We start from the raw sequence: 21,031 nt of genomic DNA, 5'->3' as shown, positions 1-21,031 counted from the left end.
ATGGACCGGCGTGCCGACATACCATGCCGACACAACATAAAGGCCAATTGATGCGTATTTTTCCGTTGATCACTGCTGCAATCGTTTCGGTTGCTTTGTTTTTTCTGGTGTTTCAGCGCGACAAACTTCTGTCGTTTGCGACAGGAGATACAAAGGGCGATGCGCCCGCCACCGCAGAACAGACGGCCGCAGCATTACCGCCCAGTCAGGCAAATGGCGAAGGCGCCGAACGTCGGGTCTCGGTTTTGGTGCAGCACAGCACCGCGCAATTGGTCGACAACGCGATTTTGGCGCGTGGCCGTACCGAGGCGGCGCGTCAGGTTGAGGTAAAGTCCGAAACCGCGGGGCTGGTTGTGTCAGAGCCTTTGCGGCGCGGCGCCTATGTTAGTGCGGGCCAGCCCCTGTGCGTATTGGATATGGGCACGCGTGCCGCCCAGCTAAAAGAGGCCCAAGCGCGGCTGATGGAGGCGACAAGCCGCCTGCCCGAGGCACAAGCGCGGCTGGTCGAGGCCAAGGCCAAGCTGGCCGAGGCAGAGATCAACGGGCGCGCAGCCACACAGCTTAGCCAATCCGGTTATGCCTCGGACACCCGCGTCGCGGCCACCACGGCTGCGGTGGAAACGGCACATGCGGGCGTTAGCTCGGCCGAAGCAGGTGTAACGGGTGCCACATCGGGTATCCGGTCCGCCGAGGCCTCTGTCGAGGCTGCCGAGCATGAGATTGCACGGCTGACCCTGCTCGCGCCCTTTCACGGGCTTTTGGAAACCGATACCGCCGAGCTGGGCGCGTTGCTGCAACCCGGATCATCTTGCGCGACGGTCATTCAGCTGGACCCGATCAAACTGGTGGGTTTCTTGGCCGAAACCGATGTGGACAAGGTCAGCGTCGGTGCGCTGGCCAAGGCGCGGCTGGCCTCGGGGCGTGAGGTGCTGGGGCGCGTGACCTTTGTCAGCCGCTCGGCCGACCCGCTGACCCGCACCTTTCGGATAGAGGTGACGGTGACCAACGAAGGGCTAACCATCCGCGACGGCCAAACCGCCGAGCTGACGATCGCCACGACAGGCAAACCTGCGCATTTGCTGCCCGCCTCTGCCCTGACGCTGGATGACGCGGGGCAGTTGGGCATTCGTGCAGCGGGTGCCGATGGTCGGGCCACATTTATGCCGGTAAGCTTGCAGCGCGATACGGTTGATGGCGTCTGGGTCGACGGCTTGCCCGAAACGGTTGATGTGATTGTGGTTGGCCAAGAATTTGTGGTTGATGGCGTTGCCCTTGACGTCACCTCCAGGGATACCGCCATAGGTGCTGGCCAATGATCGGTATCGTTGACTGGGCCGCAAACCGCGCCCGCATGGTGATTGCCTTTGTCGTGCTGTCGCTGCTGGCGGGCGGCTTTTCCTATTATGCGCTGCCCAAAGAGGGCGAGCCGGATATCGAAATTCCGGCCCTGTTTGTATCGGTCCCCTTCCCCGGCATTTCGGCAGCAGATTCGGAAACCTTGCTGGTCAAGGTGATGGAAACCGAGCTGTCGGGCCTTGACGGGTTGAAGAAAATCTCGGGCACCGCGTCCGAAAACTATGGCGGCGTGGCGCTGGAATTCGAATTTGGTTGGGACAAATCCAAGGTCATCGCCGATGTGCGCGATAAGATGAACACCGCCGAGGCCAAGTTTCCGGCGGGCTCAGATAAATATTCAATCACCGAGATCAACTTTTCCGAATTCCCGATCATCATAGTGGCGCTATCGGGCCAAGTTCCCGAACGCACACTGCTGCGCGCCGCCAAATCGATGCAAGATCGTATTGAAAGCATGGAGTCGGTGCTCAAGGCCGAATTGGCAGGCCACCGCGATGAAATGCTGGAGGTGGTGATCGACCCTTTGCGGCTAGAGGCCTACAACGTCACCGCAGCCGAGCTGATCTCAGTCGTGAAAAACAACAACCAACTGATCGCGGCGGGTGAGGTCGAAACCGCCAACGGGGCCTATGCTGTAAAAATCCCGTCCTCATTCAAAACCCCCGCGCAGGTTTATGCGCTGCCGGTCAAGGTGAATGGCGACCGCGTGGTGACGCTTGGCGATCTGGCCACGATTCGCCTGACGTTTGAGGATAGGACCGGCACCGCGCGCTTTAACGGCGAAACCACGGTGGCGATTCAGGTGGTCAAACGCAAAGGTTTCAACCTGATCGACACCACAGCCGAGGTGCGGCGTTTGGTCGAGGTCGAACGCGCAAGCTGGCCGCAGGAAATGCGCGATGCTGTGCAAGTGCAGGCGTCACTGGACCAATCGAGCCAAGTCGAAAGCATGGTCAGCCAGCTGGAAGGCTCGGTTTTAACGGCGATTGCGCTGGTGATGATTGTGGTCTTGGCATCCCTTGGTACGCGCTCGGCGCTGCTGGTAGGCTTTGCGATTCCGACCTCATTTTTGCTGTGCTTTGTGCTGCTGGCCCTGATGGGGATTACGGTGTCCAACATCGTGATGTTCGGGCTGATTTTGGCCGTGGGCATGCTGGTCGATGGCGCTATTGTGGTGGTGGAATACGCCGACACGCGGATATCGGAAGGCACTGGTCCGATGGCGGCCTATACCGAGGCGGCGAAACGGATGTTTTGGCCAGTCGTCTCCTCCACCGCGACCACGCTCTGCGCGTTTTTGCCGATGCTGTTTTGGCCGGGTGTGCCGGGGCAGTTCATGGGGATGCTGCCGGTCACGCTGATCTTTGTTCTTTCAGCCAGCCTGATTGTGGCACTGATTTATCTGCCGGTTTTGGGCGGCGTCTCGGGGCGGATCAGTCGCAAGTTTGACAACGCAGCCAAGCTGTTAAAACCGCTGCCGTGGTTCGTACGCGCCTCACTTGTGCCGCCGTCGATGTACCTGATTTTTCTGGGCGCAATGCAAATGCTGAACCCGGCCTATCTGCTGGGGACAGCTGCCCCTAGCGGCCTTGTGGCGATTGTGCCGGGGGCTTTGCTGTTCGGCTGTGGCGCGGTTTTAACCTCGATCACCATGAATGCGGCACATATCGCCCGCAAACCCCGCGCCATTCGCGGCACCCATCAGCGCACGGCCTTTGGCTATTTCACCAAGGCCATTGCGGGCAATCCGGTGATGCCGGTGGTGTCGATCGTGGCGGTGCTGGCTGTGGTTGGTTTTACCTTCAGCTATTTTGGCACCCATTCCAAAGGCGTTGAATTCTTTGTCGAATCGGAAACAGAGCAGGCGATTGTTTATGTGCGCGCACGCGGCAACCTGTCGCTTATTGAGAAGGATGCGCTGCTGAAACAGGCCGAGGATATTATTCTGAACACCCAAGGCGTCGAAAGCGCGTTTTCCTTTGCGGGCGCGGGTGGCCTGAATTCGAACACTGGCGGCGCGCAGGCCCCTCTGGATACCATCGGGCAGGTGCAGGTCGAGATGATCCCGTGGGAGGACCGCGCAGGCATTGCCGATCTGGATGGTGATGTGGTGATGGAAGGCATCATGGCCAAGCTGGCAAAACTGCCGGGAATAGAGACCGAGGCGTTAAGCCAAAGCCGTGGGCCTGCGGGCGGCAAACCCATTCACCTGCGGCTGAAGGGCGACAGTTTTGACGCTTTGGCGCAGGCCGTGGCGGTCGTGCGGACCAAGCTGGACAGCATGGCCGGCACAATCGGGTTAGAGGACACGCGCCCCCTGCCGGGCATCGATTGGCAGATCGATGTTGATGTCGAAAAGGCCGGCCGCTTTGGCGCCGATGTGGCCACGGTGGGCGGCATGGTACAACTGGTCACGCGCGGGGTGCTGCTGGATACCATGCGCGTTGACAGCTCGGATGAAGAAATTGAGATCCGCGTGCGCCTGCCCGAAAATGACCGCGTCTTATCGACGCTGGACACATTGAAAGTGCGGACGCGTGACGGCTTGGTGCCGCTGTCAAACTTCATCAGCCGGACGCCCGTGAAAAAGCTGGGGCGGATCGACCGCGTTGATCAAAAACGCTATTTTGACATTAAGGCCGATGTTGCACCCGGGCTTGTCGCGGTGAAAGAAAGGCTGGCGGGGGGGAAGACCGCGATCATCGGCACCGCCAAGGTGCGGCAAGCTGACACGACCACCCCCAAGGATTTGGACGGCGGTGATTATGGCTATAGCCTGATCGACAGCACCAAACCGATTGACGCCGTCGCCAAGGCCGACCTGATCCTTGAGCCGATCAACGTCAATGAACGGATCGTCGTGCTGACCGATTGGCTGACTACGGCACAGCCCCTGCCCGCCGGCGTCGCATGGGAATGGACCGGCGACCAAGAGGATCAAGCCGAAAGCGGTGCCTTCCTCGCCAAAGCGTTTGCAGGCGCGCTGGCCTTGATGTTCATCATTCTGCTGGCGCAGTTTAACAGCTTTTACAATTCGTTCTTGGTGCTGATTGCGGTAGTCTTATCAACCACCGGCGTGCTGATTGGCATGTTGGTGATGGACCAAACCTTTAGCATTATCATGACCGGCACCGGCATTGTGGCGCTGGCGGGAATCGTGGTGAACAACAACATTGTGCTGATTGATACCTATCAAGATTTCAGCACCTACATGCCCAAAATCGAAGCAATTGTTCGCACCGCCGAGCAACGCATTCGCCCCGTGCTGCTGACCACAATCACCACGATGGCGGGCCTTGCGCCAATGATGTTTGGCCTTAGCCTCGACTTCATCGGCGGCGGCTATACGATCGACAGCCCGACTGCGCTGTGGTGGAAACAACTTGCAACGGCTGTGGTGTTTGGCTTGGGCATTGCGACCGTGCTGACGCTGATTTTCACCCCTGCGCTTTTGGCCCTGCGGGTCTGGTTTGGCATCGGCGCCTATCGCAGCATGGCGGCCCTTTCGGCGCTGTCGCATGGCAAGGATAGTGTAGCTGCGCGCGATATTGCCCTGAATCGCGCCGCGCGTAAACTACGCGACCCGGTCTTGATATGGGAAGAGGGACCTGATGACCCCAAGGCCAGCGCCCCAAAAGATACCACCGTTTAAACGATGCCGCGCCCACCGTTTCGCGCGGCAGACTAGGCCCATCGGCGGGCGCTATGCGCGGCGCACACCGATGGGCCCTATTATCGCCAGTGCCAGTTTAGGCAGCAGCTTCTTCTTCAGACGATTGACGCGCCCACATGGCGGCGTAGCGGCCGTTATTGGCAAGCAACTCGTCATGGGTGCCTTGCTCGACAATATTGCCCGCCTCTAGCACGATAATCTGATCCGCATCGGCGATGGTCGACAAACGGTGCGCGATCGTGATGACCGAGCGCCCTTCGCCCATCGCCAACAGGCTGTCTTGGATATCGCGTTCGGTCTGCGTATCAAGCGCCGAGGTCGCCTCATCCAGCAACAAAATCGGCGGGTTCTTCAGCAATGTTCGCGCAATGCCAACCCGTTGCTTTTCGCCGCCTGACAGTTTCAGCCCGCGTTCGCCAACGGTGGTCGCGTAACCATCGGGCAAGGACAGGATGAAATCATGGATTTTGGCGGCGCGCGCTGCGGCCTCAATCTCCTCAACGCTGGCATCGGGCCGACCGTAAGCGATGTTGTAAAGCACAGTATCGTTGAACAAAACCGTATCTTGCGGCACAACGCCGATTTGCGCGTGCAGGCTGTCTTGGGTGATGTCACGCAGGTCTTGGCCGTCAATCCGCACGGCCCCGCCGACCACATCGTAAAACCGGAACAACAGCCGCCCGACGGTGGATTTGCCCGACCCCGAAGGCCCAACAAGTGCGATACGCTGCCCAGGTGCCACGGTAAACGACACGCCTTTCAGGATAGGACGCTCTTTGTCATAAGAGAATTGGACATTGTCGAAAGTAACCTCGCCGCCTTTTATTTTCAGCTCGGTTGCGCCCGGTTTATCAACCACTTCGGCCGGCTGGCCCAGCAGCGTAAACATCTCGCCCATATCGACCAAAGCCTGACGGATTTCGCGGTACACCGTGCCGAGAAAGTTCAGCGGCATCGTGATCTGGATCATGTAAGCGTTGACCATAACGAAATCGCCAACAGTCAGAATTTTCTGCTGCACGCCCATTGCGGCCATAACCATAACGATCACAAGGCCGGTGGAAATGATCAGCGACTGGCCAAAATTCAGGAAAGACAGGCTTTGGCCGGTTTTCACCGCAGCCACCTCATATTGCTTCATTGCGCCGTCATAGCGATCGGCCTCACGCAATTCAGCCCCGAAATATTTGACGGTTTCAAAGTTCAAAAGGCTGTCGATTGCCTTTTGGTTGGCATCGGTATCTTGGTCATTCATCTGGCGGCGCACCTTAACCCGCCATTCAGTCACCTTAAGCGTAAAGGTGACATAAAGCGCAATGGTGACAACCACGACGACCATATATTTCCAGCCAAACAGCACGGCAAACAGCACGGCAACCATCGACAGTTCAAGGATCAACGGCCCGACCGAAAACAGCATAAAGCGCAGCAAAAAGTCTACACCTTTCACACCGCGCTCGATAATCCGGCTAAGGCCGCCGGTTTTGCGGGTGATGTGATAGCGCATCGACAGGCGGTGAATGTGGGTAAAGGTTTCCAAGGCCAGTTTGCGCAGCGCGCGCTGGCCGACCCGTACAAAGATCGCATCGCGCAGCTCGCCAAAACCAACCGCGCTAAGGCGGGCAATGCCGTAAGCGATGGTCAGACCAACCGCCCCCAGCATAAGCAATGTGGTTTCATCACGGGACTCGCCCGCCAGCGAGTCGACCGCTGCTTTGTAAAAGAACGGGGTGGAAACAGAAATGACCTTGGCAAAAACCAAGAATACCAATGCAATGACCACGCGGCGCCGAACCCAAAACGTATCTTTGGGCCAAAGATAGGGAATGACCCGACGGATGGTCTGCATAGCCGGTGCGCCATCTCGATTGGCGTCGGCACTGGTGGCGTCACGTGTTATCCTGCGCATAGGGACCTCATTTGTTCAAAGACGTTCCTAATGGGCCGCGCGAACAATGGCCAGACCTGCTAAGCCGTTTAAGGCTTGGCCCGTTAAGGTTTGCTTTGTGCAACAGGTAAATCGGGCACGGCAAAAACCTGCCCCGGATAGATCAGATCCGGGTTACGAATGCGGTCTTTGTTGGCCTCATACACTTGGACATAGAGTATTCCTTCGCCAAACCGATCACGCGCGATTTCCCAAAGGGTAAATCCGGGTTGGACAGTGACGGTTACAGATGCCTGTGCGGGTACGGGCTGGTCATCGGCTTCCAAGGCCACAGCAGGCGTTTGGCCAGACGCTGGGATTGGCGGAGCGGCTGCCGTGTCCGAGTGTTGTGGTGGGGTACCGGGCGTGCCTTGCGCCACCTGCGGCGCACCCGATTGTGCAGGCACGGGCGCGTGCAGTGCAGGCGCGGCCACTGGCGCAGTTCCCGCCGCAGGTTGCGCGATTTGCCCCGGCGCATCTGACGCAACAAGGCCGGGTTGGACTGACGGTACTGGAAAACCGCCAGTCGCATTATTCGCGCCCACAGGAAGGGTATCTGTGCCTTGTGCCTTGGCCTCAGAGGCTTGGCTCGCGGCCTCTTTCGGCGCGGCCAAAGCGGCCAGAGTTTTGCGCGTTTCGCGCTGGAAAGGCGTTTCGAACCGGGCCGTCACTTTGCCTGCGGCATCAATCTGATCGGCGCGCAACGTGTATCTGCCAGAGGCGACATCAGGCAGCTCGCCCCCCCACGCCCCATCGGTAGCAATTTGAAATTCGGCAACGGGCTTTTCGTTCAGATAGATCCGCACCACGGCCCCCGCCGCGCCCCGACCGCCAAGCAAGACCTCACCGCTTGCCGTGTAAGAGATGGTATCAATCACCACCGGATGCACCGTATCAGGGCTATCAAGCTTGCTGGGCTGCAAGACCTTAACCCCTTGCGGAGACACCAGAATCGGCGATGGCGCGCTGGCGGCTTCTGCTGCGGCCGTCTCTTGTGCCGGAGTAAGGTTTGCCGCCGCATTATCAGGTTCAGCAACAACCACCAGCCCCGGCAGTATTTCCAGATGTTCGGTGCTCTCTGGCGCGGCAGTCTCAATGGCGGTTTGCGCAGGCTTGGCTGCGCCTTCGGGGTTGGCCGCAAGTGCTGGCCCCAAGATGTCATCGGGGGCGACGACCACCTGTTCCTCCGACATAATCTCGCGCCCATCAGACAGCCGCATCCGCAGCGTGATCAGCCGAGGCTGATCGCTTGGCGCAAGAGTAAAGAGCGCGGCAAAACCACCCGACCGATCGGCGGCCACAGACGAGACAGCATCGCCCCCGATCAGCACCGACACAGCACTGTTTGGCGCGGCCTTTCCTGCAATCAACGCTGAGCCGTCTTTTTCTATACGGACCACATCAAAACTGGGCGGCTCAGCGATTAGAGTTTCGGGGGTGGGTGCCTTAACCTCGGGCGGCGGTTGGGGCGCAACCGTTGCCACAGGTTCAGGCACGGCCTCGGGCACCGGAACGGGGCTTTGGCTGGGCGTAGGAGGTGCAAAATACGTTAGCGCCAAACCTATCAGCGTTGCAGCAACCACTGCCCCGCCCGCATAGGCCCCCGCCTTTGCACCATTCCATTTGGCCATCTTATGTCTCCGCTTACCTTGCCGCCAAATTGCCGCAACTTCACCTTTCCCTAGAACCCCTATATCCTTTGGTAAATCAACCCTTTTCTTGGAGTTTTCGCATGTCTTCATCCGCCTCTATCTGTATTTTTTGCGGCGCACGCGCGGGAAAGCTGCCTGTTTACGGACAGGCCGCCGCCGAGACCGGCCAGATGATCGCTGATATGGGCTGGCGGCTGGTCTATGGCGCAGGCGATATTGGCTTGATGGGCGAAGTCGCCCGCGCGGCGCAGGCGGCAGGGGCCGAGACCTTGGGCGTCATGCCCACCCATCTTGTGCGCCAAGAAGTCGCCAAGTGCGACTTGGGCCAACTGATCCTGACCGAAACCATGCATGAGCGTAAAAAAGTAATGTTCATGAATTGCGATGCCATCGTAGTGCTGCCCGGCGGCGGCGGCTCTTTGGATGAGTTTTTTGAGGTGCTGACATGGCGGCAGTTGGGCCTGCACGCAAAGCCGATCATTTTGCTGGATGTGGCGGGGTATTGGCAACCGTTGGTGGCGTTGCTGGACCATGTGGTAACGGAGGGCTTTGCCGACGGATCGATGCGCGGGTTTGTTCAGGTGGTGCCGGATGTGGCGGCGCTGAAGGTGGCCCTGACAGACGGGCTGAAATGAAAAAAGGCCCGCAGGTGTTGCAACCTGCGGGCCCCAATTATCACGCTAAGCGCAGATTACATCCGCGACGCAACGTTTTCCCAGTTGACCAGATTGTCGAGGAAGTTGGTCAGGTAAACTGGACGCTTGTTGCGGAAATCGATGTAATAGGAATGCTCCCAAACATCGCAACCCAGCAAGGCAGTTTGGCCAAAGCACAAAGGGTTCACGCCGTTTTCGGTTTTCGTCACCTTCAGGCTGCCGTCTTTATCCTTAACCAGCCAAGCCCAACCCGAGCCGAACTGACCGGCGCCTGCGGCCGAGAAATCATCCTTAAACTTTTGCACCGAGCCAAAGCTTTCAACCAGCGCCTTTTCCAAAGCGCCCGGCATTGCCTTGCCGCCCGGCCCCATCATTTCCCAAAACTGGGCGTGGTTCCAATGCTGGCTGGCATTGTTAAAGATCCCATTTTGCGCAACAGAACCAGCGGCATAGGTGCCAACGATAATCTCTTCGACCGATTTACCTTCCCATTCGGTGCCGGCAATCAGCTTGTTGCCGTTATCGACATAGGCCTTGTGGTGCAGGTCATGATGGTATTCGAGCGTTTCTTTCGACATGCCAGCCGAAGCCAGAGCATCATGGGCATACGGAAGATCAGGAAGTGTAAAAGTCATGGAATGTCCTTTCAATGTGTCGGTCGCTTAGCGCGAATAGGCCTGTTTCATGCCCCAAGGTCAAGGGCTTGGCGTACACAATTAGGACACGAGGTCCACACGGCAAGTGCCAAAGGCGGTAAAATTATCGCTATAGCCCAAAGGCTTGGCTATAATGCTGGCCTGTTTATTCGCCTTTATATAGGACAGGCGGTATTCAAATTTTGAGGTGAATTGCTGGGCACCTTTGCTGATGTTGGGCAAAGCCCACACAAAGGTGATGCGTTTGGCGTTATCGGCCACGACACGCGCCTTTTGCGGGGTTTTCAGAAAATGGTTGATAATCGGATCATTGACCAGCGCATCTGGGCTGCCTTGCTGGGTTAACACGATCACCTGTGCAGGCACCCACGCTTGGGATGCAGGCACATCCAAAACACAGGTATAGGCCAGTTGGGCGGCCAGCGCAGGCCCCGCCATCACGCACAGGACGCCCGCAAGCAGGTTACGAAATATCATACCTTGTCAAACCTTTGCCTCCCCTTGTTAGAGTAAGGGATGCACAGTACATGCCGTCTAAATTTCCGCACCAGCTGTGGCAGACACGGTCAAAATCCCCATCACATAGCCCGCAACCGACCGGAAACTGACAAGCGTATAGCCGCCATCCTCAGCCCAAAACGCCGCTGCCACTTGGGCTGCGCGCGTACGGCGCAGCTCACCCGCCTCCAGCTTGGCCAGATCAACGGGGCAAAGCTTGGACAAAACCTGATCGGCCTTGTCGCCCTCAACCCGGAAAACTGCGCGCGCGTCCGATACATCAGCGGCCAAGAAATGTACTTTGGCCAATGCGTTACGAAGGGTTTCTAATGTGCTTGGTACCTCGTCATACGGCAGAATAAGCAACAGCTCATCGGGTGACATCCAACCCACGCGCTTATCCCCTGCTTGCACGATACGGCGCGGTGCGGGCACAGACAGGCCCAGCTTTTTCAACGCTGTGGCCAAAGGTTTTTGTGCCAAATCGCAGCGTAGGGTGATCATCCCCCAAGGGCCGATTTCGCGGATATTGGCAAAGCCGTCAAAGGATTGCCCGTTCATGGCACTGACCGGATTAGACATTTTGCTTTTCCCCTGCTTTGTCAAAGAACACCTGATCGACGATCCGCGCCTTAACTGTGCCGCCATCAACCTTGTTCATCTCAACCACCTCGCCCATACGATCCGGCCCGTGTTTGACCAAGCCCATAGCGATACCTTTGTTTAAGGTCGGGCTGTAATAGGTTGAAGTTACACGACCTTCTGTGTTGCGCTGGCCATTTTCATTACTGCCCGCAGCCACCGCATAGCAGCCATCAGGCAAGACCGAGCCGTCCAGCGTTTCAAGCCCGACCAACTGCCAACGCTCTGGATCGGCAAGGAAAGTGCGTTCCATCCCGCGCTTGCCCAGAAAATCGGCCTTTTTCTTGGACACCGCCCAAGACAGCCCCAAATCAAGTGGCGTCACCGTACCGTCGGTTTCATCGCCGATCATGATAAAGCCTTTTTCGGCGCGTAGAACGTGCAAACATTCCGTGCCATAAGGCATCGCGCCAAACGCGGCACCCTCCGCATGTAGCAACTCCCAAAAGGCCGCACCGTGGCTGGCGGGAATGGCGATTTCGTAAGACAATTCACCCGAAAAGCTGATACGGAACACCCGCACAGCAAAGCCGCCAAGCGTGCCATCGGCCCATTGCATGAACGGCAGCGCCTCGGCCGACACATCCATGCCTCCGATTTTTTCCAGCAGTTTCCGTGCGTTCGGGCCAACAACAGCAATTTGCGCATATTGCTCGGTCACATTGGCGGTATAGACTTTCCAATCCCACCACTCGCATTGCAGCCAATCCTCCATCCACGCATGAATCCGGTCGGCGCCGCCCGATGTCGTGTGGCACAGCCAGGTTTCCTCATCAATCCGCGCGACCACACCGTCATCAGACAGAAAGCCTTGCTCGTTGCACATCAAGCCATAGCGGCATTTGCCGACGGGTAAAGTAGACATCATGTTGGTGTATAGCATATCCACAAATCGGCCCGCATCCGGCCCCTTGACGATGATCTTGCCAAGGGTCGAGGCATCCAGCAGACCAAGGTGTTCGCGGGTATTTTTCACCTCGCGGTGCACCGCCTGTTCATGGGTCTCACCTGTGCGCGGATAGCAATAAGGCCTGCGCCAAAGGCCTACCGGCTCCATATAGGCGTTGTTTTGATCGTGCCAATCCTGCATCGGGGTGCGGCGCAGAGGTTGGAAAATTTCGCCGCGCGCCTCACCTGCCAGCGCGCCGATGGTCACTGGCGCATAGGGCGGACGGAAGGTGGTAGTACCAACCTGCGGGATCTCTTCACCCAACGCATTAGACAAAACGCCAAGACCATTGATATTGCTCAGCTTTCCTTGATCTGTCGCCATGCCCAAAGTGGTATAGCGCTTGGTGTGCTCGACGGATTCGTACCCCTCACGCGCCGCAAGCTGGACGTCCGAAACCTTAACGTCATTCTGATAATCGAGCCACATTTTAGACCGCAGCGCAATCGGCGCGCCTTGCGGCATGACCCAGACCGGCGGGACCTGTGCTGAGGCGCTGCTTTCGCCCGCGATAATATCGGCGGGACTGTAAAGACCCGCCGCCGCACCAACCACAGTGACCATCGCCGCCCCGTCATGGTTCAACGGCGGGCGCGCCTCATCGGGAATAAAGGCCGAAAGGGTTTCGGACCACGTCAACTTGCCGCCGCAATGCGACCACAGATGCACGACCGGCGACCAACCGCCCGACATCGCCACCGCATCGCAAACGATGTCTTCAAGCACAGCACCTTCGCCAGCCTGCAAACAGACTTGCACGCCCGTCACCCGCTTGCCACCTTTTACCGAGGCGATGCCGCGACCTGCCTCAACCCGAATGCCCAAAGCGCGGGCACGCGCAGGCAGTTCGCCTGTCACATCACTGCGGGCGTCAATAATGGCAGGCACCGAAAGACCCGCCTCGACCAGCGCAATCGCGGTCAAGTAGGCATCATCATTATTGGTCACAACGACCGTGCGATCTCCCGGAGAAACGGCAAAATTCACCACATAATCGCGCACCGAGGCCGCCAGCATCACACCCGGAATATCGTTGCCGGCAAAGGACAAAGGCCGCTCAATCGCGCCCGTGGCCGTGATGATATGGCCTGCACGAATACGCCAAACGCGCTGCTTGGGGCGGCCATCCATCGGGGTGTGATCGGCAACACGTTCATTCGCCAGCACGTAGCCGTGGTCATAAACCCCTGCCCCCATGCAGCGGTTGCGCATTGTCACATTCTTCATTGTTTTCAAGGCGTCAACGGCGGATTTCACCCAGTCTTCGGCGCTTTCATCTTCGACCATGTCGCCATCAACCACGGCGCGGCCACCCCAATGGGCGGTTTGCTCGATCAGCATCACCCGCTTGCCAGCTTGACCTACGGTCAGCGCCGCGTTAAGGCCTGCAATGCCGCCGCCGATGATCAGCAGATCGCAAAAGGCATAGACATATTCATAGCGGTCGGCATCGGGTTCTTTGGGGGCCGAGCCGAGGCCCGCTGATTGCCGGATGATCGGCTCAAACACATGTTTCCACGCCGCGCGCGGGTGGATGAAGGTTTTGTAGTAAAAGCCCGCAGGCAGGAAACGCGAGACGTAGTTGTTCACCACGCCCACATCAAATTCAAGGCTGGGCCAGTGGTTTTGGCTGCTGGCCATCAGGCCCGCAAACAGCTCGGTCGTGGTGGCGCGTTGGTTCGGTTCCAACCGGTCGGCGCTGCCAAGGTTGACCAAAGCGTTCGGCTCTTCTGGCCCTGCCGCCACAATACCACGAGGACGGTGATATTTGAACGAGCGGCCAACCAGCATTTGGTCATTCGCCAGCAAGGCCGAGGCAAGCGTGTCGCCTGCGTGGCCCGACATGCGTTTGCCGTTAAAGGTAAATTCGGCGCGGGTGGTGCGGTCGATCAGGCGACCACCTTTTTGCAGACGGGTGCTCATGTGTTGTCCCCCTCGGAGTAACCGGGCCAGTCGGGTCGTTTTTGTTTGATTTTGGCGACGAGGTCGGCGGGTGGCTCTTTGGATTGCGCGGGGTAAGTGCCGAACACCTCAAGCGTGTTGGTATCCCGCGCCGCCAAGAACCATTTGCCGCAGCCATAGGCATGGCGCCAGCGTTCAAAATGCACGCCTTTGGGATTTTTGCGCGCGAACATATAGGATTCGAATTCTTCCGGTGTCGCACCGGGACCGAAGCGTTTCAGATGCGCCTCATAGCCGGGGGTCAGCTCGGTTTCATCGGCTTGCACGCCGCAATAGGGACATTGAAGGGTCAGCATGGGGCACCTTTGGACAAGCGAAAGGCGGACACCGAAAGGTGCCCGCCCGAAAGAAACTGAACGGTGGTTGCGTAGGCGTTAGTTACCCGCAGGCGCTGCAGGAGCGGTCTCTTGCGGTGCAGGTGCAGGCGCGTCAGCGGCAGGCGCTTCTGCGGTCGGTTGAATGGTGACGTTGGTTGTTGTGCTGTCGCCCGCGCCGGTTGACACATCGACATCATTGCCAAACATGAACCAGCCGATAACGGCAACGGCGACCACAAGGCCACCAACAATGAACGCCATCGCGCCAGAGGATGTTTTCGTCTCACGAACGTAGGTGGATCGGTTTGTATTGTCGGGCATGGGTGCGCTTCCTTATATGGTTCACTTGCCATACCAACGCCCATGTCGTGTTGCGGGTTCCCAGAAAACATCAATGCGCTACCCCCGCCGCGACAGATTCGTCGATGAAGCGGCCTTCTTTGAAGCGGTCGATGGTAAAGGCGGCGGCAAGCGGGCCAGGTTCGCCCTTTGCCATCAGCTCGGCCATGGCCCAGCCCGAGCCGGGGATGGCCTTGAAGCCACCCGTACCCCAACCGCAGTTTATGAAGGTATTGCCCAGCGGGGTTTTCGAGATGAGCGGCGAGCGATCGCCCGTCATATCGACGATACCGCCCCATTGGCGCAGCATTTTCAGCCGTGACACCATAGGGAAGGTTTCCACCAATGCGCGCAGGGTTTCCTCGATGTGATGAAAGCTGCCGCGCTGGGTAAAGTTGTTGAACCCGTCGGTGCCGCCACCGATGACCATTTCGCCTTTGTCCGATTGCGACATATAGCCATGGACGGTATTGGCCATGACAACCACATCCATGCAAGGCTTGATCGGCTCGGATACCAGCGCTTGCAGCGCCACCGCCTCAATCGGCAGGCGGAACCCTGCCATATCAGCGACTTGGCCGGAATGGCCCGCGACCACGATGCCGAGTTTCTTGGTGCCGATATAGCCCTTGGTGGTCTCCACACCCACGACTTTTCCGCCCTCGGACCGGATGCCTTTGACCTCGCACTGCTGGATGATGTCCATGCCCATATCGGAACAGGCGCGGGCATAACCCCAAGCCACGGCATCATGGCGGGCCGTGCCGCCGCGCTTTTGCCAGAGGCCGCCGAGGACCGGATAGCGCGGGCCGTCGATGTTGATGATCGGCACCAGTTCCTTGACCTTGGCCGCATTGATGAATTCGGTCGAAACCCCTTGCAGCGCGTTGGCGTGGGCGGTGCGCAGATAGCCCCGCACCTCATGGTGGGTTTGGGCCAGCATGATCAACCCGCGCGGGGAAAACATGACGTTATAGTTCAGATCCTGAGACATCGTCTCATACAGGCTGCGCGCTTTTTCATATATCGCGGCCGAAGGATCTTGGAGGTAGTTCGAGCGGATGATTGTGGTATTGCGGCCTGTGTTGCCACCGCCCAGCCAGCCCTTTTCAATGATCGCGACATTGGTAATGCCGTGATTCTTGCCAAGGTAATAGGCTGTGGCCAGCCCGTGCCCGCCTGCCCCGATGATAATCGCATCATAGGCCGCTTTGGGGGCGGGCGAGCGCCACGCACGTTCCCATCCGGTATGATAGCGCAGCGCCTCACGCGCGATGGCAAATACGGAATAACGTTTCATGCGCGGGACTCCTTTAGGCCGAAAGACTTACCTGCCTTTTGCAATGTGCAGGTGATATACCCGCGACCAAAGGCGGCACAATGGGGATATTTGCGACATTTAGTACAGTTGCCCCTGCGGCCAGACGTCCCAACCCGTGGTGTGATTAAGGCTTTTGACTTTGCGCCAGAGGCATTACATGGGGGACAGGGCATAAAAAAGGCGGGTTGCGTGTGACAAACATTATCTTTTGGGCAGCGGCGGGCACGATTGCGCTGGTAGTGGCGTTCATTCTGGTCCGGGCGTTGCGCCGTGCGGATAACAATGAGGCCGCTGATTTTGACCAGCAGGTCTATCGCGACCAATTGGCCGAGATTGAACGCGACCAAGCGCGCGGCGTGATTGTGGCGGATGAGGCCAAACGTCTGCGGTCCGAGGTTGCGCGGCGGTTGCTGGCAGCGGACCGTGCAGAAAGCCCAACGGATGCCGCCAAATCGGGACCAACCTCGGTGCTGGTTTGGGGAGTGATCGCGGTTGTTCTGGCGACAGGCTTTGCGGGCTATGGCTATTTGGGCCAGCTCGGCTATGGCGATTTGCCGCTAAAGGCACGGATTGCCGTCGCCGAAGAGCACCGCACAAGCCGCCCTGACCAAGCCGCACTTGAGGCGGCCTTGCCCCCACGCCCCATGCTTGAAGCGATAGACCCTGCGTTTTTGACGCTGGTCGAAAAGCTGCGTGCGGCTGTGGAAAACCGCCCCGATGATTTGCAAGGCCAGCAGCTTTTGGCCCGCAATGAGGCGAATGTCGGCAATCTGACCGCCGCCTATAAGGCGCAGGAAAAAGTGATCGCGATCAAAGGTAAGGATGCCAGTGATGCGGATATTTTGATGCAGGCGACCTTGATGGTTCAGGCCGCAGATGGCCAAGTCTCGCCGCAGGCCGAGGCACTGCTTAACAGTGTTTTGGACCGCGATGCCAACAATGACACGGCGCTATTTTTCACCGGTATCGTTAATATGCAGGTTGGCCGCTATGATCTGGCCTTTCGCTATTGGAAGCATCTGATGGATGTAGCGCCCAAAGACAGCCCCTGGATGCCAGAGGTCCGCAGCCGGATTGAGGCCTTGGCCGAGGTTGCAGGCGTGCGTTATGAGCTGCCCGATGCGCCAGCCATGCCCGGCCTGAAAGGCCCGAACGCGGCCGATGTTGCCGCCGCACAAGACATGAGCCCCGAAGATCGCCAAGCGATGATCCGCAACATGGTTGAAGGCTTGAACGACCGCTTGGCAAGCGACGGCGGCAGCGCCGAGGAATGGGCGCGTCTGATCGTGGCGCTGTCCAATCTGGGCGAAAAGGATCGCGCCATCGCAATCTATGCCGAGGCGCAAAAGAAGTTTGAGGGCCGCACGGTAGAGTTGAGCGGGCTGAAAGAAGCGGCTGTTCAGGCAGGTATCACCCCATGATCCAATATGAGGCGATGGAAGAGTTTGCCGGGGTGTTGCCTGTGATGGGCTCACTCGCGGGGCTTGATTTTGGCGATAAAACGATTGGCGTGGCGATTTCCGACCGGTTGCGCAGCGTGGCCACACCAAACATGACCATCCGGCGGGTGAAATTTACGGTGGATGCCGCAGCGCTGATCAAGCTGTTGGCCGAGCGTGAGGTAGTGGGAATTGTCCTTGGCCTGCCGCGCAATATGGACGGCTCCGAGGGGCCGCGCGTACAGGCGACGCGGGCCTTTGCGCGTAACCTGTCACGGCTCACGCCCCTGCCGCTTGCCTATTGGGATGAGCGTCTGTCGACTGTCGCCGCCGAGCGCGCGTTGATCGAGGCGGATATGTCACGCGAACGTCGCAAAGAGCTGATCGACCATGTGGCGGCAAGCTATATTCTGCAAGGTGCGCTGGACCGGTTGGCGCATATCAAGCGGAGCGCAAGCCTTGGATGAGATTTGGAAACGCGACGAGGTTGAGAGCCCTTGTGTCAAGCTTTGCGTCGTGCACCCCGAGGCGCGGATGTGCGTGGGCTGCTACCGGTCCATTGACGAAATCGGCGCGTGGTCGCGCATGTCGCCAGAGGCGCGGCGCGCGGTAATGGCCGATCTGCCCGAGCGTGCCAAGCTGCTGACCAAACGGCGCGGTGGGCGTAGCGGGCGAACCGCTAAACCTTAACCAAAGATCACCTTGCGCAGCATGTTCAGCGCGACCAGCGTGATAAAAATCGCAAAGATGCGTTTTAGCGGGGCTGGGTCCATCGTATGGGCCAGTTTAACGCCAATTGGCGCCGTCATCAGCGTCATAGCGATGACCAAACCAAAGGCCGGCAAGTTGACCGCGCCGATGGTATAGGGCGGCGGGCTTGCGATATCCAAGAACAAAAACCCGATCACCGAGGGCACCGCGATGATAATGCCAAAGCCCGCGGCCGTGGCGACAGCGCGGTGGATCGGCATGTTATAAAGGCTCATCGTTGGCACCCCGAATGAGCCGCCACCAATCCCCATCAGTACCGAGAAAAAGCCGACGCCCGCGCCAATCCCCATACGCTTTGGCCCCACAGGCATCGCCTGCCCCAACCGCCAATGCGACTTGCCAAAGGCCATGTACAGGCCCGCCGTCAGCGCCAGCACACCAAAGATGATCTGCAACGTGGTCGACCGCAATGAGGACGCAACCAGCATCCCCACAATTGCACCCGAGCCGATGAACGGCCACCAGCTGCGCAGCACATCCCAATCAACCGCGCCTTTTTTGTTATGCGCCATCACCGACCGCGCCGACGTCACGATGATCGTCGCCAAGGACGTGGCAAGGCACACCTGCATCAGCTCTGGCCCGCTATAGCCCAAATGGCTGAAGGCGTAAAAGAACGCAGGCACCAGCACGATGCCGCCACCAACCCCCAAAAGCCCTGCGATCACGCCTGCAAAGGCACCGATTGCCATTAGCAAGGCAATCATCGGAAGCAACGTCATAAAATCGGGCATGGGCAAACCTTTATAATGGTTGATAGGCGATGCTTAACGGGCCGTTAACGCCAAATCCAGCCCCGTTTTGCCTAGCGTTGCACAGCCTGCGCTTCAACCTCGGCCAAGGCGGCGTTGAACACATCGAGCCCGGCACCTTCCCGGCTTGCCCCTTCGGACAAAACCCGCCGCCACGCACGCGCGCCGGGGCGGCCATGAAACAGGCCCAGCATGTGGCGCGTGATCTGATGCAAGCGGCCGCCGTTTTCCAAATGGGCGGCGATATAGGGGCGCATTTCGGCGGCCACCTGAAACGCATCGGCATGATGGGCATCCCCCCACAGCGCATCTGCCCCAACCAAAACCGATGCCGGATCATGGTAGGCCGCACGCCCGATCATCACCCCGTCAAGCCCCTGCCCCAGCAACTCTTGCGCCAGTTCCAGCGAGGCAATGCCACCGTTGATGCAAATGGTCAGCTCGGGGAATTGCTGCTTCATCAGCAACACCAAGCCGTAATCCAGCGGCGGGATTTCGCGGTTCTCCTTGGGCGACAGACCCTTTAGCCACGCCTTGCGCGCATGAATAATGAAATGCGAAACGCCCGCCGCTGCCACAGTTTCAATAAACGCAGGCAACACCACCTCGGGGTCTTGGTCGTCAACGCCGATCCGGCATTTCACGGTTACGGAAACACTGGCCTCGGCCTGCATTGCCGTCACACAGTCGGCGACGAGGGTCGGCCGTTCCATTAGCACCGCCCCAAAGCAACCTGATTGCACACGGTCAGACGGGCAGCCGACATTCAGGTTGATCTCGTCATAGCCGTAAGGTGTGGCGATCCGCACAGCTGCCGCCAGTTCCGCAGGGTCCGAGCCCCCCAGCTGCAAGGCCACCGGATGCTCATCCTCGCCATAGGCCAACAGACGGTCCACAGGGCCATGCACGACCGCAGGGGCCGTGACCATCTCAGTATACAGCATCGCACGGCGGGTCATGAGCCGGTGAAAATACCTGCAATGCCGATCGGTCCAATCCATCATCGGCGCAACGCTCAGGCGGTGTGCGTCGCGAAACCCTTTTTTTATTGGTAAATCAGTCATATATAGAAGATCTCACTGGGACGTATTTGGTGTTATTATGGCACAATTGGACCTATATATCCCCATCAGTAGTCCTGAGGACTACCAAAAACATGTCGAGGACTACTGAAATGGGCTCAATCGTAGAACGCAAACGCAAAGATGGCACGGTCAGCTACCGCGCACAGATCCTTATAAAGTCGAAGGGCCGGATCGTCCACCAAGAGTCGTCAACCTTCGATCGCCTGACAACCGCGAAAGCTTGGCTAAAACGTCGCGAGAAAGAGCTGGCTACACCTGGTGGCCTGGATGCTGCTCGCCGCAAATCTGGATCTGTGGGCGACGTCATCGAAGACTATCTCAAAGCTACCGGCGGAGAGATAGGTCGAACAAAGAGCCAAGTGCTGCGTAAAATCCGAAATGACTTTGCGATCAGCGATATCCCCTGCGATGAATTGAAGCCGAGTGACGTTACCAGCTTTGCCAGGGCTTTGGCGAAAGGCGGGGCCGCTCCTTCCACGGTCCAAAATTACCTCAGCCACCTAAACGCAGTGCTGTCGATAGCAAGAACCGCTTGGAATTACGAGATGGATCGGAATGTCGCGCTGGACGGGATCACAGCCGCAAGACATTTAAAGCTTGCGGCAAAGTCCAAATCCCGCACGCGCCGCCCTACCCTCGATGAAATAGAACGGCTTATAATACACTTCAGTGAAACCTATGCGCGGGACAGTCGAAGTTTGCCTATGCACGTTGTCATGACCTTCGCGATGTTCTCGTCACGTCGCCAAGATGAAATCACCCGCATCACATGGGAGGATTTCCATGAGCCCGACATGACCCAACTGGTTCGAGACATGAAGCACCCAGGGCAGAAGAAGGGAAATGACGTAATGTGCGAAACGCCCCCCGAAGCCATACGTGCAATGAAACTTCAACGCCACCGGATGGGCAAGATTTTTCCATATAATTCGGATACTGTTAGCAGTCTTGAAGTTACGCACAAGTCGTGTGGCAAATTGATTCACCCACAAGATTTGGTCTTGCTCCAGAAAACCCTAATGTGATTCGTCATGTG

Annotated in this window: 18 protein-coding genes; 7 read left to right on the top strand and 11 right to left on the bottom strand. The window is 58.3% G+C overall.

What is annotated here, in order from left to right; translation table 11 throughout:
- Nucleotides 1-50 precede the first annotated feature (50 nt).
- Both ACEN2J_RS05545 and ACEN2J_RS05540 read left to right on the top strand, forming a co-directional pair.
- Entirely contained in the window at nucleotides 51-1,316 is a 1,266-nt protein-coding gene (locus tag ACEN2J_RS05545) for an efflux RND transporter periplasmic adaptor subunit (RefSeq protein ID WP_442103959.1), read from the top strand.
- On the top strand, nucleotides 1,313-5,008 hold the full coding sequence (locus ACEN2J_RS05540) for an efflux RND transporter permease subunit (protein WP_442103957.1): 3,696 nt from the start codon (nucleotides 1,313-1,315) through the stop codon (nucleotides 5,006-5,008). Before ACEN2J_RS05545 ends, ACEN2J_RS05540 begins: the two co-directional genes overlap by 4 nt.
- A gap of 97 nt (nucleotides 5,009-5,105) precedes the next feature.
- Here the strand turns inward: ACEN2J_RS05540 and ACEN2J_RS05535 are convergent, their stop codons facing one another.
- Both ACEN2J_RS05535 and ACEN2J_RS05530 read right to left on the bottom strand, forming a co-directional pair.
- Entirely contained in the window at nucleotides 5,106-6,878 is a 1,773-nt protein-coding gene (locus ACEN2J_RS05535) for an ABCB family ABC transporter ATP-binding protein/permease (RefSeq protein ID WP_442104156.1), read from the bottom strand.
- 143 nt (nucleotides 6,879-7,021) lie between these two features.
- Nucleotides 7,022-8,587, bottom strand: a complete 1,566-nt coding sequence (locus tag ACEN2J_RS05530; RefSeq protein ID WP_442103955.1) for a LysM peptidoglycan-binding domain-containing protein — start codon at nucleotides 8,585-8,587, stop codon at nucleotides 7,022-7,024.
- A gap of 101 nt (nucleotides 8,588-8,688) precedes the next feature.
- Between ACEN2J_RS05530 and ACEN2J_RS05525 the strand changes: the two genes are divergently transcribed.
- Nucleotides 8,689-9,243 carry a TIGR00730 family Rossman fold protein gene (locus ACEN2J_RS05525; RefSeq protein ID WP_442103954.1) on the top strand — a complete coding sequence of 185 codons (555 nt, stop codon included), beginning with the start codon at nucleotides 8,689-8,691 and terminating at the stop codon, nucleotides 9,241-9,243.
- Between the two features lie 56 nt (nucleotides 9,244-9,299).
- On the opposite strand, the gene ACEN2J_RS05520 is transcribed toward ACEN2J_RS05525, so the two are convergent.
- The 7 genes from ACEN2J_RS05520 to ACEN2J_RS05490 all read right to left on the bottom strand — a co-directional run bounded on the left by ACEN2J_RS05520 (nucleotide 9,300) and on the right by ACEN2J_RS05490 (nucleotide 15,927).
- On the bottom strand, nucleotides 9,300-9,899 hold the full coding sequence (locus tag ACEN2J_RS05520; RefSeq protein WP_442103953.1) for a superoxide dismutase: 600 nt from the start codon (nucleotides 9,897-9,899) through the stop codon (nucleotides 9,300-9,302).
- Nucleotides 9,900-9,980: 81 nt separating this feature from the next.
- Nucleotides 9,981-10,397, bottom strand: coding sequence for a hypothetical protein (locus ACEN2J_RS05515; RefSeq protein ID WP_442103951.1), 417 nt, complete (start codon nucleotides 10,395-10,397; stop codon nucleotides 9,981-9,983).
- Between the two features lie 57 nt (nucleotides 10,398-10,454).
- A complete protein-coding gene (locus ACEN2J_RS05510; RefSeq protein WP_442103950.1) occupies nucleotides 10,455-11,000 on the bottom strand; it encodes a sarcosine oxidase subunit gamma in 546 nt (181 codons plus the stop codon).
- Nucleotides 10,993-13,932, bottom strand: coding sequence for a sarcosine oxidase subunit alpha family protein (locus tag ACEN2J_RS05505; protein ID WP_442103948.1), 2,940 nt, complete (start codon nucleotides 13,930-13,932; stop codon nucleotides 10,993-10,995). The genes ACEN2J_RS05510 and ACEN2J_RS05505 overlap by 8 nt, the downstream gene beginning before the upstream one ends.
- Nucleotides 13,929-14,267: a sarcosine oxidase subunit delta gene (locus ACEN2J_RS05500; protein ID WP_442103946.1), complete on the bottom strand. Its 339-nt coding sequence runs from the start codon at nucleotides 14,265-14,267 to the stop codon at nucleotides 13,929-13,931. Before ACEN2J_RS05500 ends, ACEN2J_RS05505 begins: the two co-directional genes overlap by 4 nt.
- A 78-nt stretch (nucleotides 14,268-14,345) precedes the next feature.
- Nucleotides 14,346-14,609, bottom strand: a complete 264-nt coding sequence (locus ACEN2J_RS05495) for a hypothetical protein (protein WP_442103944.1) — start codon at nucleotides 14,607-14,609, stop codon at nucleotides 14,346-14,348.
- 70 nt (nucleotides 14,610-14,679) lie between these two features.
- Entirely contained in the window at nucleotides 14,680-15,927 is a 1,248-nt protein-coding gene (locus ACEN2J_RS05490; protein WP_442103943.1) for a sarcosine oxidase subunit beta family protein, read from the bottom strand.
- Between the two features lie 212 nt (nucleotides 15,928-16,139).
- Between ACEN2J_RS05490 and ccmI the strand changes: the two genes are divergently transcribed.
- From ccmI to ACEN2J_RS05475, 3 genes are read left to right on the top strand one after another with little or no spacing between them, the layout of a single operon-like run.
- Entirely contained in the window at nucleotides 16,140-17,369 is a 1,230-nt protein-coding gene (gene ccmI / locus ACEN2J_RS05485) for a c-type cytochrome biogenesis protein CcmI (RefSeq protein WP_442103941.1), read from the top strand.
- On the top strand, nucleotides 17,366-17,854 hold the full coding sequence (ruvX, locus tag ACEN2J_RS05480) for a Holliday junction resolvase RuvX (RefSeq protein ID WP_442103939.1): 489 nt from the start codon (nucleotides 17,366-17,368) through the stop codon (nucleotides 17,852-17,854). Before ccmI ends, ruvX begins: the two co-directional genes overlap by 4 nt.
- Entirely contained in the window at nucleotides 17,847-18,077 is a 231-nt protein-coding gene (locus ACEN2J_RS05475) for a DUF1289 domain-containing protein (protein ID WP_442103938.1), read from the top strand. The genes ruvX and ACEN2J_RS05475 overlap by 8 nt, the downstream gene beginning before the upstream one ends.
- Here ACEN2J_RS05475 and ACEN2J_RS05470 read toward each other — a convergent pair.
- On the bottom strand, nucleotides 18,074-18,892 hold the full coding sequence (locus tag ACEN2J_RS05470; RefSeq protein ID WP_442103936.1) for a sulfite exporter TauE/SafE family protein: 819 nt from the start codon (nucleotides 18,890-18,892) through the stop codon (nucleotides 18,074-18,076). The genes ACEN2J_RS05475 and ACEN2J_RS05470 overlap by 4 nt on opposite strands.
- A 71-nt stretch (nucleotides 18,893-18,963) precedes the next feature.
- Nucleotides 18,964-19,974, bottom strand: a complete 1,011-nt coding sequence (gene dusA, locus ACEN2J_RS05465) for a tRNA dihydrouridine(20/20a) synthase DusA (protein WP_442103934.1) — start codon at nucleotides 19,972-19,974, stop codon at nucleotides 18,964-18,966.
- 110 nt (nucleotides 19,975-20,084) lie between these two features.
- Between dusA and ACEN2J_RS05460 the strand changes: the two genes are divergently transcribed.
- Entirely contained in the window at nucleotides 20,085-21,020 is a 936-nt protein-coding gene (locus ACEN2J_RS05460; RefSeq protein WP_442103933.1) for a site-specific integrase, read from the top strand.
- The last annotated feature ends 11 nt before the right edge of the window (nucleotides 21,021-21,031 follow it).

The organism is Pseudorhodobacter sp. W20_MBD10_FR17, from assembly GCF_052119765.1.
Classification (GTDB): Bacteria; Pseudomonadota; Alphaproteobacteria; order Rhodobacterales; family Rhodobacteraceae; genus Pseudorhodobacter.
The sequence above is the reverse complement of the archived record's forward strand: the minus strand, read 5'-3'. Positions and strand labels throughout refer to the sequence as shown.

Coding starts and splice junctions, on each gene's coding strand:
- ACEN2J_RS05545 (WP_442103959.1), top strand. CDS start 51: ATGCGTATTTTTCCGTTGATCACTGCTGCAATCGTTTCGGTTGCTTTG.
- ACEN2J_RS05540 (WP_442103957.1), top strand. CDS start 1,313: ATGATCGGTATCGTTGACTGGGCCGCAAACCGCGCCCGCATGGTGATT.
- ACEN2J_RS05535 (WP_442104156.1), bottom strand. CDS start 6,878: ATGCAGACCATCCGTCGGGTCATTCCCTATCTTTGGCCCAAAGATACG.
- ACEN2J_RS05530 (WP_442103955.1), bottom strand. CDS start 8,587: ATGGCCAAATGGAATGGTGCAAAGGCGGGGGCCTATGCGGGCGGGGCA.
- ACEN2J_RS05525 (WP_442103954.1), top strand. CDS start 8,689: ATGTCTTCATCCGCCTCTATCTGTATTTTTTGCGGCGCACGCGCGGGA.
- ACEN2J_RS05520 (WP_442103953.1), bottom strand. CDS start 9,899: ATGACTTTTACACTTCCTGATCTTCCGTATGCCCATGATGCTCTGGCT.
- ACEN2J_RS05515 (WP_442103951.1), bottom strand. CDS start 10,397: ATGATATTTCGTAACCTGCTTGCGGGCGTCCTGTGCGTGATGGCGGGG.
- ACEN2J_RS05510 (WP_442103950.1), bottom strand. CDS start 11,000: ATGTCTAATCCGGTCAGTGCCATGAACGGGCAATCCTTTGACGGCTTT.
- ACEN2J_RS05505 (WP_442103948.1), bottom strand. CDS start 13,932: ATGAGCACCCGTCTGCAAAAAGGTGGTCGCCTGATCGACCGCACCACC.
- ACEN2J_RS05500 (WP_442103946.1), bottom strand. CDS start 14,267: ATGCTGACCCTTCAATGTCCCTATTGCGGCGTGCAAGCCGATGAAACC.
- ACEN2J_RS05495 (WP_442103944.1), bottom strand. CDS start 14,609: ATGCCCGACAATACAAACCGATCCACCTACGTTCGTGAGACGAAAACA.
- ACEN2J_RS05490 (WP_442103943.1), bottom strand. CDS start 15,927: ATGAAACGTTATTCCGTATTTGCCATCGCGCGTGAGGCGCTGCGCTAT.
- ruvX (WP_442103939.1), top strand. CDS start 17,366: ATGATCCAATATGAGGCGATGGAAGAGTTTGCCGGGGTGTTGCCTGTG.
- ACEN2J_RS05470 (WP_442103936.1), bottom strand. CDS start 18,892: ATGCCCGATTTTATGACGTTGCTTCCGATGATTGCCTTGCTAATGGCA.
- dusA (WP_442103934.1), bottom strand. CDS start 19,974: ATGACTGATTTACCAATAAAAAAAGGGTTTCGCGACGCACACCGCCTG.
- ACEN2J_RS05460 (WP_442103933.1), top strand. CDS start 20,085: ATGGGCTCAATCGTAGAACGCAAACGCAAAGATGGCACGGTCAGCTAC.